This is a genomic window from Sphingobium sp. Ant17, assembly GCF_000588875.1.
Taxonomy (GTDB): domain Bacteria; phylum Pseudomonadota; class Alphaproteobacteria; order Sphingomonadales; family Sphingomonadaceae; genus Sphingobium.
In genome coordinates, this window is the sequence record NZ_JEMV01000076.1 from 1 (window position 1) to 18,261 (window position 18,261).

Here is an 18,261-nt window from a genome sequence, read left to right on the forward strand (position 1 = left end):
TACGCTGTGACCTGAAGGCAGCTATGGATGCTCCATGAAAGACGACGAAATCATTATGCGCATCGAAACTTTCGACGCGGCCAACGGCGGCGGCGTGGGCTGGTACGAGGACAAGGGCGCCTACCACCTTTACCTGTTGGAAACGGAGGCACCGATCGCCCGTCTCAAACCTGTCGGCACGCGCGACGACGTCAGGCTTGGCTACTGGTCACACCGGCGACAATGGGAAGATATTGACGATATGGGCGGATGCGTCTTGCCACTCGATCAGGCCCTCGACCACATCGCTGAAAACAGCATCTTCTGGACCTGGACCTGACCAAAAAACGTACAAAGTCGAGCTAAGGCGTAGGGATGTTTTGGGAGCCGGAGCGCTCGGCACCGCTGCCGTTGGGCTGGGTACACTTGCGCGGTTTGAACCGGGCCGGAGCCGCACTGTCACCGTGGTTGAGGAAAGTGGCGTGCCTGAAAGCCGCCAGTTCGCTTCCGCTCTGATCGACAGCGGCTTTGCAGGTGAAGTGATCCGCATCGACCAATCGCTCAATGGCTTACTGCACGAACTTGAAGCAACGACGGGGACGGTTATCGGAATGACATCTGATCCCGTCGCGATGATCGCAGGGCAGCTGCTGGGCGAACGCGGCGCGCATGCGCGGCAGTTCTGGCAGCATCACTATGCGGGCGGCAGATGGGGTCATCGCACCGAAGGAAGCGTACGCCTGATTGAGAACACGACACACGCTTGGCCGGTGGCAATTGCTCACCAGTTGCAGAGCGCCATTGGTAGCAGATCACGTCAAGTCCCAAACGCCTGCACTTCCGGGGCCTGCGCGTTAGTTGTCAGCAGCCCTGGTATGCTGGTGTCATGGGTTCATGAATTTGAAGGATATCAATCGTGAGCAGCATTGTTCCCCAAGGAGTTGCCGCCTCCGATTTCTCCAATGCGCTCGACGAGTTCGCAGGAGTCGTCGGCAAGGACCGTGTGTACGTCGATGAACAACCGCTGTCGAGCTACAGGGACGCTTATTCACCCCTCGCCGACGGTGAGTTTCTGCCTTCAGCGGCTGTTGCTCCTGAAGGCGTCGAACAGATTAAGAAGATCCTGAAGATCGCCAACGCCTATAAGATACCCATTTGGACAATCGGCACCGGGCGCAACTTCGCTTATGGCGGCCCTGCCCCGCGCAAGTCCGGCTATGTGATGCTTGACCTGCGTCGGATGAACCGGATTATCGAAGTCAACGAGAAATACGGTTATGCCCTTGTCGAACCAGGCGTTTCGTACATGCAGCTTTACCGCCATTTGCGCGCGATCGGCAGCAAGCTCTGGATCGATCCCGCAGCGCCAGCATGGGGCGGTGTGATGGGCAATGCGCTGGAACATGGCGCAGGCTACACCCCTTATGGCGACCATTTCACCATGCAGTGCGGCATGGAGGTGGTGCTGGCCGACGGCGAAGTAATACGGACCGGCCAGGGCGCACTCGCGGGGTCGAAACACTGGCAGGTGACCAAGCACGCCGCCGGTCCGCAGTTCGACGGCATGTTTACCCAGTCGAATTTCGGCGTTGTTACGAAAATGGGCATCTGGCTGATGCCTGAACCTCCCGGCTACAAGCCGTTCATGATAACCTACGAGCGCGAGGAAGATCTCGAGGCGATCTTCGAGATCACCCGGCCGCTGAAGGTCAACCAGATCATCCCGAACGCCGCCGTGGCGGTCGATCTTCTGTGGGAAGTCTCGGCCAAGACCACACGTCGCCATTACTTCGACGGCAAGGGCCCGCTGCCGCAGTCGATCCGCAAACAGATCGCCTCGGACCACAAACTGGGGATGTGGAACTATTACGGCGCACTCTACGGCCCGCCGCCTATTATCGAGAACAACTGGAAGATCGTCGAGGATGCCCTGATGAGCATTCCCGGAGCGAAGCTGTACCTCGATCGTGAGAATGATCCCGCCTGGGACTATCGCGTACGCCTGATGCGCGGTGAACCGAACATGACCGAATTCAGCATCATGAACTGGATCGGCGGCGGTGGACACGTCAATTTCTCTCCGCTCTTGGCACCGAACGGTTCGGAAGCACTTGCCCAGTACAACCTGATCAAGAGCCGCTGCCACGACCATGGCTTCGACTATATCGGTGAATTCCTGGTCGGCTGGCGCGACATGCATCACATTCTGATGATCATGTACGACCGGGCCGACGAGGCTATGCGCAAAAGCGCCTACGACCTTTTTGGCGTGCTGGTCGCCGAAGCGGCAGAGAGTGGTTTTGGCGAGTACCGCACCCACCTCGCCTTCATGGACCAGATCGCCAAGACCTATAAGCACAACGATGGCGCACTGTGGGACCTTCACCAACGCATCAAGGACGTGATGGACCCCAACGGCATTCTCTCACCCGGCAAGCAGGGCATCTGGCCCAAGTCGATGCGCACGACATCGTGATCGAAACGGCGGCATGTCCACCTGAATCAAGGATCGTAGTACGATGAAGAATCTCGACCACTGGATAGGCGGAGCCCGGGTAGCGCCAGGCAGTGGCGTCTATTTCGACGATCTAAATCCGATCGATGACAGTGTCTACGCAAGGGCCGCCGCAGGCACCGCCGACGACGTCAACCGCGCGGTCGAGGCCGGCGTGGCAGCCTTCCGCATGCACCGCGACCTCCCTGCCGCAGTCCGTGAGGGCTGGATGTTCAAGGCGGCGGAAATCATGGAACGAGACGTCGCCAAGTTCCAGGAAGTGCTGATCGATGAGGTCGGCTCGCCGGTTGCCAAAGCAGGCTTTGAGACCCGCTTTGCCATCGGTTTCCTTCGTGCTGCCGCCGGGGTTCCGCGCCGGGTCCGCGGCGAAACCATTCCTTCGGACACACCGGGCCGCTTCAGCATGAGCCTGCGTCAGCCGGTGGGTGTCGTTGCCGGCATAACGCCGTTCAATGTTCCGCTGATCAAGGGTATCAAGCAGTCCGCCATGGCGCTTGCGACCGGCAACGGCTTCGTTCTGCTCCCATCGGAAGCCGCGCCGCGCCTGGCTGACCTGCTCGCAGATCTGTGGCGTGAGGCCGGCGTTCCTGATGGCCTGTTCAACATCGTCTACGGCAATGGTGCCGAAATCGGCGATGCACTAACCGGGCATGCCAATATCGCTGCGATCACTTTCACCGGCTCCTCGCGCGTCGGCAAGCACATTGCCGGGATCGCAGCGAGGAACCTCAAGAAATATACGCTTGAGCTCGGCGGCAAGAGCCCGCTGATCGTCTGCGCCGATGCCGACCTGGAAAAAGCGGTTGGAGCGGCACTGTTCAGCATTTTCATGTTCCAGGGCCAAGTCTGCATGGGCGCGTCGCGCATCTATGTCGAACGCTCCATGTTTGATGATTTTGCGAAGGCCTTCGCCGCCGCAGCTTCCAAAGCCAAGATGGGCGACCTGCGCGAACCCACCACCATGCTTGGCCCAATCATCTCCGAACGCCAACGCGATCGGGTGCGCAGCCACGTCGATGATGCCCGCGCAAAAGGGGCCGAAGTGCTGGCCGGTGCGGAGTGGACTGGCAACTGCTGCTCCGCCACGGTGCTGCGCGGCGTTACTGCCGACATGACCGTCTGCTACGAAGAAACCTTCGGGCCGGTCACCTCGCTCTATCCATTCGACACGCTCGACGAGGCGATCGAACTGGCGAACGATACCGAATACGGCCTATCCGCCTCGATCTTCACCCGTGATCTCGACAAGGCCTTGCGCTTTGCTCACGAGGCCGAAAGCGGCATGGTCCACATCAACGCTCCGACCCTCTATGACGAGCCGCACGTACCGTTCGGGGGGACCAAGTCTTCCGGCTTCGGACGCGAGGGCACCGAGGCCGACCTCGAGATCATGACGGAGTGGAAATGGGTTACGATCCAGTCCGCCACGGCCAATCCCAGTGGTCACTAATGCCGCCCGCGTAAGGAACCGAATATGAACGACTTGGCCAATAAAGCGCGCGGCATTTCCTCGTTGCGGGACTTTCTTGAACTCCTTGAAGGCGAAGGCCAGGCGATCACCTGGAGCGAACGGGTGCTTCCGGAACCCGACCTGCGCAATATCGCGGTCGCGGCCTCGCGCGATGCCAATGGTGCACCCGCAATCTTGTTCGACAACATCGCCGGCTATCCCGGCAAGCGGACAGTGGTGGGCGTCCACGGTTCGTGGGACAATATCGCGTTGCTGCTGGGGCGACCCAAGGGCACGACAATCCGCGAGCTGTTCTTCGAGATCGCCGGTCGTTGGGGCGATGCCGATGCTCAGATCAGTTACGTTCCCGAAGGGCAGGCTCCGGTCCACGAGTGCCGGGTCGAAAGCGGAATCAATCTCTACGATATCCTCCCGGTTTATCGCATCAACGAATATGACGGCGGCTTCTTCATGGGCAAGGCTTCGATCGCATCGCGCGATCCGGAAGATCCCGATAATTTCGGCAAGCAGAATGTCGGAATCTACCGGCTGCAGCTGCAAGGCCCGGATTGCTTCAGCCTAATGACCATTCCCTCGCACGACATGGGTCGCAGATCATGGCCGCTGAACGTACCGGTCTGCCGCTCAAAATTGCGGTAATGCTCGGTAATCATCCTGGGCTTGCCGTCTTCGCAGCCACTCCCATAGGTTATGATGAATCCGAATACTCCTACGCATCCGCGATGATGGGTGCGCCGATCAGACTGACCAAGTCGGGAAACGGTGTCGATATTCTCGCGGACAGCGAAATCGTTATAGAAGCTGAAATGCAATTGGGCGAACGAGTCTTGGAAGGACCATTCGGCGAATTCCCTGGCTCCTATAGCGGCGTCCGGAAGGTGCCAATCTTCAAAGTCACGGCTGTCTCACATCGTCGAGACCCGATCTTCGAGAATATCTACATCGGCCGTGGCTGGACCGAGCACGACACGCTGATCGGGTTGCACACCTCCGCGCCTATATATGCCCAGTTGCGCAAGGACTTTCCCGAAGTCACTGCCGTCAACGCGCTCTACCAACACGGTTTGACCGGGATCATCTCGGTCAAAAACCGGATGGCGGGCTTCGCCAAGACCGTTGCTCTGCGTGCGCTGAGCACGCCGCACGGCGTTATGTATCTCAAGAACCTGATCATGGTTGATGCCGATGTTGATCCTTTCGACCTTAACCAAGTCATGTGGGCGCTGTCGACGCGTACCCGCGCCGACGATATAATCGTGCTTCCCAACATGCCTGCCGTGCCGATCGACCCGTCTGCGGTCGTGCCTGGCAAGGGCCACCGGCTGATCATTGACGCGACAAGCTACCTGCGGCCCGATCCCATCGGCGAGGCACATCTCGTTAGTCCACCGACTGGCCCGGACATTGACGCGTTGAGCAAGGCAATCCGGTTACTTCAGCAAGGAGTTGCAAAATGAGCGAGACGCTCTGTCCGCGCTGTTCGAGTACAGGCGCAATCGAAGACTATCAGGGGCGCGAGGACAACACCGTTGTCTGGACGATCTATCGCTGCGTGACTTGCTGCTTTTCATGGCGTGACAGCGAACCGGCCAGCACCATCGGGGCCGGGGTCCGCTCGGCAGACTTCGCCGTCAATGCGGGAAATCTCGATCGCTATCCCAAAATACTTCAGCAATAGGCAAATGAGGAAACAAGGATGATAGATCAGGCTCGCCAGGCGGCTGCACTGACAGCAATTGAAGCGGCTCTGGGCGCGGGAGCGGTCGACCTATCGCCCGCCGTACTGGCCCGCTACGCCACACCCCTCGCCATTCCGGTCGGCGTGGTCTTGCCTGCAAATGAAGCGCAGCTGGCAGTTGCGCTAAGTGCGGCGAAAGGCGCTGGCGGGGTATTGCAGCCTGTTTGTAATGGCGCGCATGGTCTTGAGAAAACCGGGCTGGACAAGGTTATCGTGCTCGATTTGCAGCGCATGAACCAGATCCTCGAGGTGAACGAGGAGCTGGCTTACTGCCTGGTCGAACCCGGCGTCACCTTCCGCGAGCTCGATGCCTATATCAGAAGCAAGAATATCAAGCTTTGGGTGGATTCCCCCGGCAATCCCGATGCGAGCGTGGCCGCCAGCTTCGTGGAACGGAGCGCGGGCTACACACCCTATTCGGATCATAGTCTGATGCAATGCGGCCTTGAGGTCATGCTCGCCGATGGCAGGCTGGTCCGCACCGGCATGGGCGCGATGCCCAAAAGTACCTGCTGGCAATTGTTCAAGTTCGGGTACGGCCCGTGGGTCGACGGACTGTTCTCACAATCCGATTTCGCCGTGCCAACCAAGGTCGGCACGTGGCTGATGCCGGAACCGCCTGCTTTCAAGACGTTCATGGTTACCGTGGAAAATGAGGACGGGCTGGCTCCGCTGCTCGATGTGCTCGGTCCCCTCAAACTGAACATGGTTGTGGCCAACGGCGTTGCCGTAAGCAATGCGCTTCACGAAGCCGCCTTGCTCGGCAAGAAGCGCAACGACTACGGCGGCAATGGCCCGATGGCGGGCAGTGCGGTCAAAGCGGCTGGTAAGGCGCTGGGTTTGGGGTACTGGAATCTCTACGGTTCGCTCTACGGTCTGCCAGACAACGTCCCGATCCTGTGGGATCTGGTCAACGGCGCCTTCGGATCGGTCCCCGGGGCGAAAGTCATCGCAGACGGTCGTGGCGTCGATCCCCGGCTCTGGTCATGGCGAATGGGGACTATGACAGGCGCTGTGGCCAGCCCTCCGGCAGCAATCGCACAGTGGAGCGGCAACCAGGCGCTGACCGTCAACCCGGTCAGCCCGGTCGATGGTGAAGACGCGATGCGCCTCTACGAGCTTTCACGCGACACCTGCGCAGAGCATGATTTCGATATGGTCAGTGAAGCTGTCGCCATATGGCGTTCAGCCAACCACCGCCAGTTCCTTCCGAGCACTGGTTCGGACACGGCCAGCGCAGCGCGCGCTCGCGCCTGCGCCGAAGCCTTGATCGGGGCACAAGCGGAGGCCGGATTCGGGCAGGTATTCACCGAACCGGGCCTGCGCGCCACGGTCGACAAGACGTTTGCTTCTGGCGGCCTTTCAAACCTTCACACTAAGGTCAAAAAGGCGCTCGACCCAACTGCGCTGTTCGCATCCGCCTGATCTGCCCTGCAATCAATCGAGTTAGAGGCATAATGAAAAAATTGATCGCCATTTCGCTCCTTGGCATATTGAGCGCCTGCAACAGCAACCCGACGGCTGAAAAACCCGACGGCGCAGAAAATTACGCTTTGATGTGCGCGGGATGCCATGATCCCGGCCCGGGTCACCCTGGAACGATGCTGCTTGAACAAGCGGGACGACCGGTGGCATCGCTGATCGGCAGAGACGATCTTGAGTTGGAATATTTGCGCGCGATCGTGCGTCAGGGGCTAATCGAGATGCCGCCATTCCGGCCAACTGAGCTGAGCGACGCAGAGATCGATGAGATTTACGCTCATATCATGAGTGCAAAACCGCCCGTGACGACACCGGCGAAGCCGGTTAAGAAAGGGTCTTGAGGGCCAACCGCGTCAGCAGCGCGGCAGTACCCTCCGGAGCCGCAATTGCCGCGCGATAAGCCTCCAGGCTCAATCGCGCGGCGGATTGTGCGGACAAGTCCAGTGATTGGCCCTGCTGCTGGCCATCATAGACAAGACATCGGACCAGTTCGATCTGGATCTGGCGCTCCATCTGAAGTTCGCTCGCCTTCAAGCTGGTGTAAAGCTTGTCTCTCGCAGCTACCGCTTGCAGGTCCGGTGCCTGCTTAAGCCACGACTTGGCCCACCGCCGCGCATCGCGCACTAGCCAGACCATGTTTTCGTTCAATGCAGCAACACCACCTAGCAGGTCGCCGATCTCGAATTGGCTGAGAGCCCTGCCCTCGCCTTGCGCCAGCCATAGACATAACAACAAAATGTTGACGTCGAAACCATGCTCGTCCTGCAGAACCAAGCACAGGTCAGCAACTTGCGGTCTTGCATAGACTTCCAGCGAAAATTGCCAGAATTCGTCAGCTGCGTCCTTGCTTGTCATTTCTCATTGCCGTGATCAACCTTCATCCTACGCTGCCTATCCGCTGGCGGACAAGCGGAATTAGAAGAAGCGATTTTCAGGCCGTGGTAGTCCGAAATGGTGGCGCAATGTCGTACCTTCGTATTCCTCTCGGAAAATGCCCCTGCACTGCAATTCGGGCACGACCATATCGACAAAGTCGTTCAGTCCTTCCGGAAGATAGGGGAACATGACGACGAACCCGTCTGACCCACGCTCCTCCAGCCAAATTTCCATTTCGTCGGCGATCGACGACGGCGTGCCGATAAAGGCGAGCCCCGCATAGCTGCCGGCCCTTGCGGCGAGCTGGCGAATCGTCAGATTATGCGCCCGGGCATCCTCGATAATTTTTTCCCGCGCAGTTTTGCTAGCGTTGGTTTCAGGGATTTCCGGGAGCAAGCCATCGGGATCAAAGCCCGACACGTCGAACCCAAGCAGGCCACAGAGCGATTGAATGCCGCTTTCATAATGGACCAGACTGTCGAGATGGGCACGCTTGGCCTGGGCCTGCTCGAGCGTTTCGCCAACGACGACGAATGCTGCGGGCAGAATTTTCAGATGATCGGGATGCCGCCCGACTTGCGCCATTCGCCCTTTCACATCGGCATAGAAGCGCTTGCCACCATCGAGATTCGATTCTGCAGCGAAGACAACCTCAGCCGTTTCGGCGGCCAGCTGACGCCCCGCTTCCGAGGCGCCGGCCTGAAAAATGACCGGCCATCCCTGGACCGGGCGAGCAATGTTGAGCGGGCCGCGAACTGAAAAATGCGGTCCCTTGTGATCGAGTACGTGCATCCGTTGAGGATCGAAATATATTCCGCTCTCGGCATCGCAGACGAAAGCATCCTCTGCAAAACTGTCCCACAGGCCGGTCACCACATCGTAGAATTCGCGGGCGCGCAGATAGCGGCCGTCATGTTCCGGCTGCACTTCGTAACCGAAATTCTTGGCATTGTCAGGGTTTGCAGTGGTCACGACGTTCCAACCAGCCCGCCCGCCGCTGAGATGATCAAGCGAAGCAAACCGACGCGCTACATGAAAGGGTTCTTCAAAGGTGGTCGATGCAGTCGCAACCAGGCCGATCCGTTCGGTAGCGCCCGCCAGAGCTGACAGCAGAGTAAGGGGTTCGAACGACGTGACGGTGTGGCTGCGCCGCAGAGCATCGACCGACATGTTCAGCACGCCGAGATGATCGGCCATGAAGAAGGCATCGAACTTTCCCTCCTCCAGTTTGCGCGCAAATTGCCTGATCGCATGGAAATTGAAATTGGCGTCGTGGATCGCTCCGGGATAGCGCCAGGCACCGGTGTGGATACTGACCGGTCGCATGAACGCACCGAGGTGAAGTTGGCGCTGACGAGACATCAAATTTCGCTCCTATGGCTTCCCAAATACGAAACCCGGCGTTAGCGTTGCCCGCCGATATCGCCCGACTTTCGCCGATATCCTGGCGTCACATCAATTTCCTCGGGCGCTACGACTTCTCCGTGCCGACGCCGTCGCCAACGGCGGTCTCAGGCCGCTACGCCAACCTAATTCCGAATGGGACTTTTGAAAAGAAATATCGACCCTTACGACACTTTCCTGTTCCGCTCAGCCCCACGACCCAATTCCAGTTCCAATAGCGTCCATAATCATCCTTGACGGGGCCGCCTTTAAACGACCACTTGCACCGACTACGACCCACGCGCCCAGGGGTCACTCAACCATAGCTGACCTGCTTAGATCTTTACGTAGCAGGGTTGCGCTTGCCACTGCCAGTGCAATCAAGGCCGCAGCTATGATTGGCGCATCACTCTGTGCGCCAAATCTGCGAAACAGCAATGCGGCCACGATGGCCCCTAGCGTTTGACCGATCAGCCGTGACAACGAGAGCATTGCCGAAGCCGCTCCAGCGCGGGCGTGTGGAGCAATAGCGATCATGCTATGGTTGTTGGGAACCTGGAAAATGCCGAAGCCGATGCCGCAAATCGCTGCCGCTGCGACGATCAGCAAAGCCGAAACGCCCGGTTGCAGCAATGACAGCCAAATTGCGCCACCGGTTAGGACGATCAACCCCGAAGCGCACAGCCAGGCTGATGGATAGCGACTGACCAGACGCCCGGAAACGAACGCTGCAATCACGATGCCGAGCGGCAGTGGCACCATGAAAAGACCGATAGTCTCAGGTTTGAAGTGAAACCGTTGTTGCAGAATGAAGGGGAATGACAATGTGATCAGCATCATGACAGCATAGGCTGTTGCAGACATAGCATAAGCTGTGCGCAGTGAGTCCAGCTTCAGCAAATCGAGCGGTACCATCGAGTCCTGGTTGGCTGTTGTGCGTTTACCGAGGAACCATATGGCCGGAATCGCGACGCCGATTGAAAGCAATGTCCACCGAGAAACGGAATCTTGGGCCAGATCATTGAGGAAGAGGAATATTGCCGCGAAGCCCGCACAGCACAACAAGGCCGAACGATAATCGAATGGCTTCTTCTGCGACCCGGTCAAAGGGATTGCCCAGAATCCGAGTGCAAGCGCGAGCAAGCCGAACGGAAGCCCCACTGCAAAAATGGCGTGCCATCCCGCAATCGAAAGGACGAACGCACCGACCGCCGGTCCGGCGGCCGAAGCAATCGAAACGGCGATGGTATTGTATCCTATGCCGCGCGGGACCAATGCAGGAGGGTAGATTGTCCGAACCAATGCCCCGCTGACCACCATTACTGCCGCGGCACCGATACCTTGCACAAAGCGCGACGACGCCAGAACTGCCAAACTGCTTGCGTTGATACTGCCAAAGGCTGCAAGCATGAAAAGCAAGAGGCCGCCCAGATAGACTTTCTTGTAGCCAAGGATTTCGGCGGCCTTCGCCATCGGCAAAAGCGCCATCACGATGGCGATCTGATAGGCGTTGATTGCCCATACCGATTTTGCCGCAGTTATGGCCAAACCTTTCGAGATAAAAGGCAGAGCTACGTTAGCAATTGATACGTCCATAATGGTAAGAAATATGGCACTCCAGATCGAGAGTGCCGCCCAGAACCGACGAGGAACTGGAAGCCCGGTTGTAGGTTGGGATCCGTCCGCAATAGTTGACGTCCCGACTTGAGGCGCTCCATCGATCGAGCTCATGACGCCGCGGCTTGGGGTTTTTGGCCCATCTATTTGCACTTCCCAAACATTATGACGGTCCTTAGCGTCATCCGCCAAGTGCGAGGCACGCGGTTTGCAGGTCTCTATTCGACTTCAGAATAATAAGCCCAACCTTGGTCATCGACGTGCGGCTTGCCGCATAGAGCACTAAGAGCGAACGGCAGGCGATGCTCCAGTCCGTTCGCTCCCATTTTGTGGCCCTGCTGGTTGATCGGCCCCTAATCGGTCTAGCCCTGCGCCGCACTCTGTTGCCGCGATCGACCGCAGAGTGGGCGCAAAGGCCGCATTACATCTTGAGAATGGCCTTGATCGCGTTGCCGGAAACTTCCGTTTCCTCGACGGCTTGATTGATCTGGTCGAAATCGTAGAACGTGCAGAGCCGTTCGAACGGAAACAGACCGGCCTCGCGCATCGCAATCAATTGCGGGATGAAGACTTGCGGGGTGCTCGAACCTTCAACCACCCCACGTAATTTCCGGCCGAAAAGCATGTTGTTCATGTCGAGCGAGAATTCGGTGCCCAGTTTTGCCCCACCAACCACGGCTGTCTCTCCCATGGTATGGGTACTGTCTACCGCGCTGCGCAGAACCTGCGGAATGGCGGTGGTATCAATCGCATAGTCCGCGCCGCCCCCCGTCATGGCAATGATCGTTTCCTGGGCATTGTTGGTGTTGGCATCAATAATGTCGGTTGCACCAAGTTCACGGGCCAACTGCAGACGCGTGGGATTGCGGTCGACAGCGATAATCTTGAGGCAACCGGAAGCCTTTGCGGCCATCACCGCGCTGAGACCAACCGAGCCGACGCCGAAGATTGCAATCGACGAGCCGGGGGCTGGCTGCAGTGCATTGAGGACGGTGCCTGCGCCCGTCTGAATTCCGCAGCCTAATGGGCCGAGAAGCTCAATCGGTGCGTTGTCGGCAACCTTGACGCAGTTGTTTTCAGTTGCGATCGAGTAGGTCGCGAATGAAGACTGTCCGAAGAAGCAGGCATTCACATCTTCCCCGTTGCGGGTGATCGGGGTCGATCCGTCAAGCCGACGGCCCATGAAATTGAGCGGAAAAAGGCTTGGGCAATAGGCTTGGTGACCCTTCATGCAAGACGGGCAAGTCCCGCAATAGCTGAACGATAGCACCACCTTGTCGCCCGGCTTGACCGTGGTGACACCGCGCCCGACCTTTTCGACAACGCCAGAACCTTCATGGCCCAGAACGGCGGGAAGCGGGGTCGGGTAATACTGGTCGCGGACGGTAAGATCGGTGTGGCACATCCCAGCCGCCGCAATCTTGACGAGTACTTCACCGTCACGGGGCTCTTCGATATCGACGTTATCGAGGACAAATTGCCCGCCCTGGCTTTCAATGATTGCGGCATAGGCTTGCATATAGGCTCTCCTCTTATTGCGCTCTTGGGCGCTTTATTAGCAGAAAAAGTACAGGTTCTTGTCTTGCGTCACTCGTGCATCGATCAGCAGCTTGCGCCGGAACACCTGGAAGCCATCACCAACCCGGCGCAGCTTATCCTCACGCCCCAGCGTATGAACGGTCATTTCAAGTTGGCGGCGGTTGCGATAGACGACCACGTTTGAATAAACGTCAAACTCGCCATCGCCTGCATCGAAAGCTTCGACGTTGCTGACCATGTACCGGATCTTGGACGGCGGATCCTCCATCCATACGGTGCCGGTATAAAGCCGCTCTACGCGTTGCTTGAGCTCGCCATAATCGTCATTATAAATTGCAGCATCGTCGGGTGTCGGGTCGGGGCGACGGTCGCGGATCAAGCGTTGTTCATAAATCGGCATCCAGTAATGGATGTCTTCGGCGACCATGTCCGTTAACCATTCTCGGTATTGCCCGTTCTGCAGCATCCGGACTTCGGCACGATAATGCATTTCAATCGCGGATTGGACATCCAATCCCGCTAAGGTCTGTTTACCCGACATAAACTCTCCGGCATTCGATACGTTTGAAAAAGTTTGTGGATTACTCGGCTGCGTCGACTTTGTCGTTCCAGTAATTACGATTGGTGAACATCGAATCCCAGGTGTCGTCGTTTGCCTTCACCGCTTTCCAATCGGGCGCATCCAGCATTTCCTTCCAGAATCGATAGAAGCCGCGATGGGATGTTTCGCCGATGAAGCTGGATCCAACAATCCCCGGAAAAACCGGGTGCGGACCTTCGAAGCCGGCACCCATGCTGGAGTTGATCCGGCCGTCGCGGGTGATGGTTCCGCGGTTGACGTAGGTGGACGACGACATGTTCTCGCCATCGTCGCTTTCCAGCGTTCCGGCAGTGCCGAAACTCCGGGTGGCTTCGCGCTGGATCATGCTCTTCGTTTCCGCGTCGGCGTCACGCGGCACCATTGTGTAGGTCCACACTTCAATTTCGTGCGGGCCACGCGGATGCCAGACCTTGAACGTATTGGTTCCGTAAAGGAACGAGCAGCTCGGGAAGATCGAGCAGTTCCAGTGGCCAACATAAAGTTCTTCACGCTCCGGTCCGAACTTTCGGCCAACTTCAGCGCGGGTGTCGGCAAGGTATTTTGCCCAGCCATCGCGCTTGACGTGGATCGCCGGGCCGGCGTTGTTGATCACTCCGAAGCCATGCCCGTGCCGGGTCGTGAACTGATAGCCCAGGCTTTCAAAGGGCAGGTCCGCCCGGTTCCCGGCCAGACCGGCAAGTTCGCCGCCGATCTGGGCCAGAGCGCCGGCGTGGGTCCAGCCGACATGGTAGCCATCGCCGACGAAATTCTCAGTCGGCACCTTCCAATTGCAGGCCAGAATGCTCTTCATCGGCGGGCCCAGCAACTCCAGCCCGCCTCCGGCACCTTCCCAGATCGTATCGAGGTACCAACGGAATTCGCCCAGATATTCCTCCAAGCCTGGAGCGTCGGCATCGCCGCAGCCGAAAATGAAGCCCTTGTACGTCTCCACCCGAACGTGCTTGGCACCCAGCTTCGCCTTGTCGAGTTGGCCATGATAGCACCGCGTTTCAAGCGGAACATCGACCAGACTGCCGTCCTGACCAAAAACCCAGCCGTGGTAGTTACAGACGAACGCCTTGGCATTGCCGCTGTCGGCATGGCAAATCTGGTTGCCGCGATGGGTGCACGAATTGATGAACGCCCGGAACGAGCCATCTTGCTGATGCGACAGGATGACCTTGTCTTCAGCCATATAGGTGGTGATGAAGTCGCCGGGCTTGGGAAGGAGCGACTCGTGGCCCAGAAACAGCCACGAACGTGCAAAAATACGCTCCAACTCAAGGTTGTATACGTCTTTATCCCAGAAAATCTCGCGCGACTGATTAGATGCGACATTGTCGACAAGGTTGGGGATTCCAAGCATAATTCTCTCCGTACTGCTGTCTATGGCTTGAATCGGGCAAGCTCTGAAACGATAGGCAATGCGATGCACTATATGCAAAAAAATTGCCATTGCGCAACCCTAGATGCCGTAATGGGCCGGCGTTTCAAGAGTAGCCAAGTTGGGTGGCTGTCCCTCAGAATGATGGTGTTGGAAACAGGGTCCGAGTGATCGGCCCCAAGCATCATGAGAGGAACAGCATGGAGTATTATGCCGGAATCGATGTCTCTCTGAAAGAGAGGTGGCCTGGCAAAACTGCACATCGGGATAAGTGGATTTTCTGCCTGACGGCGGCCAGGATGGCCGCGTGACAGGAGTAGAGATGAGCAAAACGACCACGCCGGAATCACAGCCCGGCATTCAAAGCGAAGGTGGCATTGGCCGCCGTGAAGGGCGAGAAGACGCTGGCGGAGCTGGCGCAGCAGTTTGACGTGCATCCGAACCAGATCACGCAATGGCGCGGGCAGCTTCTGGAAGGGGCTGCCGGTGTATTTGGCAGCGAGMCGCGGAGCGAGGCTGCGGCGCCGGYGATCGACGTAAAGACGCTGCACGCCAAGATCGGTGAACTGACGCTGGTGAACGATTTTTTGTCAGGGGCGCTCGGGRAGGCGGGACTGTTGCCGAGCGCAAAACGATGATCGACCGTTCGCACGCACTGCCGTTGGCGCGGCAAGCCCGGGAGCTGGGGATCAGCCGGGGCAGCATTTATTATCTGCCCAGACCGGTGCCGCCTGCCGATCTCGCCATCATGCGGCGGATCGACGAGTTGCACCTGGAATTTCCGTTCGCGGKTAGTCGGATGCTGCGTGATCTTCTGCGGCAGGAAGGCATCGAGATCGGCCGCCAGCATGTCGCCACGCTGATGAAGAAGATGGCGATCGAGGCAATCTACCGTCGCCCGAACACATCGAAGCCGACCCCTGGGCACAAGATCTACCCTTACTTGTTGCGTAAACTGCCGATCGTGCGGCCCAATCAGGTCTGGGCAACGGACATCAGCTACATCCCGATGGCGAGGGGGTTCGTCTATCTCGTGGCCATCGTCGACTGGTTCAGCCGCAAAGTCCTGGCTTGGCGGGTGTCGATCACGATGGAGGCCGACTTCTGCGTCGAAGCGCTGGAGGAAGCGTTGACGCGCTTCGGGAAACCGGAGATATTCAACACCGATCAGGGCAGATGGGGTGGTTGCCGCCCTCCCCAGACGGCATCGCAATGTGCCAGGTTAGGGTGTTGAGACCACTTAGCGGAAAGGACGGCAACCGTGACAAAGGATACGATGATCGGCGTGGATTTGGCAAAATCTGTTTTTCAGCTGCACGGTGCATCGATGACGGGGCAGCCGAAGTTTCGAAAGAAACTGTCGCGGCAGGGTTTCGCTGATTTCATGGCCAAGCAGCCTCCCGCCATTGTTGTCATGGAAGCGTGCGGCAGCGCGCATTACTGGGCGCGCGAGATGAGCAGGCGCGGACACGACGTGAAGTTGATCGCTCCGCATTACGTGAAGCCGTTCGTCAAGCGGCAGAAGAACGACGCGGTGGATGCCGAAGCCATAGTGATCGCTGCACAGCGGCCAGAAATGCGTTTCGTCGAGCCTAAGGAGACTCTGAACAAGTCACCCTTGCGGCAGCATTGATGTTGTGATTCCCTTCGCGGATGGAGGGACGCGTGATGCAGGGTCGTTTTTTCAGAAATTGGCATGTCACGGCCTCGCAAGCAGACGCGGCGCGAGGTGTTTCTGGGCCAGATGGCGGCCGTGGTTCCGTGGGAACGGTTCGAGCAGTTGATCAGCCCGCACTATCCAGTGGCTGGCCGGGGTCGTCGTCCTTATCCGCTAGGTTCGATGCTGAAGATCCATTTCATGCAGCAATGGTTTGGGCTGTCCGACCCTGCGATGGAAGAAGCCCTTTGGGAGACGCCGCTGTTGCGCGGATTTGCAGGGATCAGCTTCGACTTTGAGGGCATTCCCGACGAAACGACAATCTTGAAGTTCCGCCATTTGCTGGAAAAGCATGCGCTGAGCAAAGCGTTGTTTGACGAGATGACCGCAGTCTTGACCGAGCGAGGTTTGCTGTTGCGCCAGGGAACGATCGTGGATGCGACTTTGATTGCCGCGCCGCCATCGACCAAGAACCGCACAAAATCGCGCGATGGCGAGATGAAGCAGACCAGGAAGGGCAACCAGTGGTATTTCGGCATGAAGGCGCACATCGGCGCGGATACGGCTTCGGGCTGCGTACATTCAGCCGAAATGACCTCGGCCAATGTGCATGACAGCGTGGTGATCAATGCCTTGCTTCACGGCGAGGAGGAAATTGCCTTTGGCGACAGCGCCTACGCCAGCAACGAGCGTTCGCTCGAAGCAAATCGCGATGAAGGCGATGTCATCTGGGCGACGCCCTTCAAGCGCAAGAAGGGCCAGGACCTGACCGATGAACAGCGTCGGATCAACCGGCTGACGTCTTCGTTCCGCTCCAAGGTCGAGCACGTCTTCCGGGTCGTCAAGCGCCAGTTCGGCTACACCAAGACCCGCTACCGTGGCCTCTACAAGAATGGCCAGCAGATTTTCTGCCAGCTCACCCTGGCCAATATCTACATCATGCGCGAGCAATTGGCCTAAACCCCGGGACAACTGCGTCCGTAGAACGAGAAACGGCCCGCGAACTGTAAAATACCGGCGGAAATAGACCCAATATCCACGTTATCTGGCCAAATTCACGCACCGCAAAGTGCGCGTGGCGGCAGCGTTCGCGACAAACCCCGCGCGTTGCCCAAATTCCTACCTGCGCAGAGGTTCCCTAAGTCTACGGAACAGCAAAGCCGTACCATCCTGTTTCGCGCTCGAGAGCGGCTGGTCCACCAGCGCACGGAGCTGGTGAACGCTCTTCGGGCGTGCCTTGCGTGGCGACAACTACGATGGCCGGTTGAGCGGCAACTATGATGGCCGGTAGGATCGGTTGTCTGGGCTGATCGTAGGGAGGGGCGTAGCCCCGACCGGAGAGCGGACCAGACAACCGATGGCGATCTTTTTCCCCTTCTTTCGGGGGGCWGATCGGGGCTGTGGCGGGCGGTGGTATCGGAACACTCATCGAACAACGAGCGATGGGTTTGCGATGCCGGGCCACCACATTTCCGATCAGCAGGTATTTCTCTTCATGACCCATCGTCGCCAACACACCCAGGCCGTCGCGGCTGCCAAGGCCGGTATCAGCGARCGCAGCGCACGCCGGATCGAGAACGATCCGCAGCTTCCGTCCCAGAAGAAGAAGGAGCGCCAYTGGCGCACCCGCGCCGATCCGCTCGAGCCATTCTGGCCACGYRTMGAGGAGTTGCTCCAGATCGACGGTATCATTGCCGTCACGGTCTTCGAGACGCTCCAGGACGAGTTCGGCGAGGATGCTGTTCCCGATGCGATACGACGAACACTKGAACGCCGGATCGCCCGCTGGCGGGCACTGCACGGCGGCGAGAAGGAGATCTTCTTCCCGCAGCATCATGAGCCCGGTCGGCAGGGCCTGTCGGATTTCACGGTATGCGACAGTCTCAAGGTCACCGTTGCCGGCGAGACCCTGGCCTATCGCCTCTACCACTTCCGCTTGGCGGCGAGTGGCTGGGAGCATGCGGCTGTCGTGCTGGGCGGGGAGAGCTTTKGCCGCCCTTTCGGAGCACCTGCAGGATGCGTTGTGGAAGCTGGGCGGTG

16 protein-coding genes and 3 pseudogenes are annotated in these 18,261 nt (G+C 58.5%); 13 read left to right on the forward strand and 6 right to left on the reverse strand.

Annotated elements, in window-relative coordinates; genetic code table 11:
* Positions 1-34 precede the first annotated feature (34 nt).
* The 9 genes from BF95_RS27600 to BF95_RS21555 all read left to right on the forward strand — a co-directional run bounded on the left by BF95_RS27600 (position 35) and on the right by BF95_RS21555 (position 7,526).
* On the forward strand, positions 35-319 hold the full coding sequence (locus BF95_RS27600) for a hypothetical protein (RefSeq protein WP_043153117.1): 285 nt from the start codon (positions 35-37) through the stop codon (positions 317-319).
* A gap of 142 nt (positions 320-461) precedes the next feature.
* Complete coding sequence (locus BF95_RS21525; RefSeq protein WP_235209924.1) at positions 462-899, forward strand: hypothetical protein; 438 nt, start codon at positions 462-464, stop codon at positions 897-899.
* On the forward strand, positions 896-2,455 hold the full coding sequence (locus BF95_RS21530) for an FAD-binding oxidoreductase (protein ID WP_043154267.1): 1,560 nt from the start codon (positions 896-898) through the stop codon (positions 2,453-2,455). The genes BF95_RS21525 and BF95_RS21530 overlap by 4 nt, the downstream gene beginning before the upstream one ends.
* Positions 2,456-2,498: 43 nt before the next feature.
* Positions 2,499-3,944 (forward strand): aldehyde dehydrogenase family protein, encoded by a 1,446-nt coding sequence (locus BF95_RS21535; RefSeq protein WP_043154269.1) that lies wholly within the window; start codon positions 2,499-2,501, stop codon positions 3,942-3,944.
* A gap of 24 nt (positions 3,945-3,968) precedes the next feature.
* Entirely contained in the window at positions 3,969-4,604 is a 636-nt protein-coding gene (locus BF95_RS30795) for a UbiD family decarboxylase domain-containing protein (RefSeq protein ID WP_443018408.1), read from the forward strand.
* On the forward strand, positions 4,562-5,422 hold the full coding sequence (locus BF95_RS30800) for a UbiD family decarboxylase domain-containing protein (RefSeq protein WP_443018409.1): 861 nt from the start codon (positions 4,562-4,564) through the stop codon (positions 5,420-5,422). Before BF95_RS30795 ends, BF95_RS30800 begins: the two co-directional genes overlap by 43 nt.
* Entirely contained in the window at positions 5,419-5,643 is a 225-nt protein-coding gene (locus tag BF95_RS21545; RefSeq protein WP_043154271.1) for a non-oxidative hydroxyarylic acid decarboxylases subunit D, read from the forward strand. The genes BF95_RS30800 and BF95_RS21545 overlap by 4 nt, the downstream gene beginning before the upstream one ends.
* Positions 5,644-5,661: 18 nt before the next feature.
* Positions 5,662-7,128 carry an FAD-binding oxidoreductase gene (locus BF95_RS21550; protein ID WP_043154272.1) on the forward strand — a complete coding sequence of 489 codons (1,467 nt, stop codon included), beginning with the start codon at positions 5,662-5,664 and terminating at the stop codon, positions 7,126-7,128.
* A gap of 32 nt (positions 7,129-7,160) precedes the next feature.
* Complete coding sequence (locus BF95_RS21555; RefSeq protein ID WP_043154274.1) at positions 7,161-7,526, forward strand: c-type cytochrome; 366 nt, start codon at positions 7,161-7,163, stop codon at positions 7,524-7,526.
* On the opposite strand, the gene BF95_RS21560 is transcribed toward BF95_RS21555, so the two are convergent.
* The 6 genes from BF95_RS21560 to BF95_RS21585 all read right to left on the reverse strand — a co-directional run bounded on the left by BF95_RS21560 (position 7,510) and on the right by BF95_RS21585 (position 14,546).
* A complete protein-coding gene (locus BF95_RS21560; RefSeq protein ID WP_051520170.1) occupies positions 7,510-8,040 on the reverse strand; it encodes a TIGR02444 family protein in 531 nt (176 codons plus the stop codon). The two genes, BF95_RS21555 and BF95_RS21560, sit on opposite strands and share 17 nt — an antisense overlap.
* 60 nt (positions 8,041-8,100) lie before the next feature.
* Entirely contained in the window at positions 8,101-9,423 is a 1,323-nt protein-coding gene (locus BF95_RS21565; RefSeq protein ID WP_043154275.1) for an LLM class flavin-dependent oxidoreductase, read from the reverse strand.
* Positions 9,424-9,756: 333 nt separating this feature from the next.
* Complete coding sequence (locus tag BF95_RS21570; RefSeq protein ID WP_081764254.1) at positions 9,757-11,175, reverse strand: MFS transporter; 1,419 nt, start codon at positions 11,173-11,175, stop codon at positions 9,757-9,759.
* Positions 11,176-11,482: 307 nt separating this feature from the next.
* A complete protein-coding gene (locus BF95_RS21575; RefSeq protein ID WP_043154277.1) occupies positions 11,483-12,580 on the reverse strand; it encodes an NAD(P)-dependent alcohol dehydrogenase in 1,098 nt (365 codons plus the stop codon).
* Between the two features lie 36 nt (positions 12,581-12,616).
* Positions 12,617-13,141 (reverse strand): aromatic-ring-hydroxylating dioxygenase subunit beta, encoded by a 525-nt coding sequence (locus BF95_RS21580; protein ID WP_043154279.1) that lies wholly within the window; start codon positions 13,139-13,141, stop codon positions 12,617-12,619.
* A gap of 40 nt (positions 13,142-13,181) precedes the next feature.
* On the reverse strand, positions 13,182-14,546 hold the full coding sequence (locus tag BF95_RS21585) for an aromatic ring-hydroxylating oxygenase subunit alpha (protein ID WP_043154280.1): 1,365 nt from the start codon (positions 14,544-14,546) through the stop codon (positions 13,182-13,184).
* 389 nt (positions 14,547-14,935) lie between these two features.
* On the opposite strand from BF95_RS21585, the pseudogene BF95_RS21595 reads away from it, so the two are divergent.
* The 4 genes and pseudogenes from BF95_RS21595 to BF95_RS21610 form a co-directional block, all read left to right on the forward strand.
* Positions 14,936-15,738, forward strand: a pseudogene (locus tag BF95_RS21595) (IS3 family transposase); the annotation flags it as partial.
* Between the two features lie 102 nt (positions 15,739-15,840).
* Positions 15,841-16,161, forward strand: a pseudogene (locus BF95_RS21600) (IS110 family transposase); the annotation flags it as partial.
* A gap of 99 nt (positions 16,162-16,260) precedes the next feature.
* Positions 16,261-17,181, forward strand: a complete 921-nt coding sequence (locus tag BF95_RS21605; RefSeq protein ID WP_043154282.1) for an IS5 family transposase — start codon at positions 16,261-16,263, stop codon at positions 17,179-17,181.
* Positions 17,182-17,674: 493 nt separating this feature from the next.
* A pseudogene (locus BF95_RS21610) lies at positions 17,675-18,261 on the forward strand (IS21 family transposase); the annotation flags it as partial.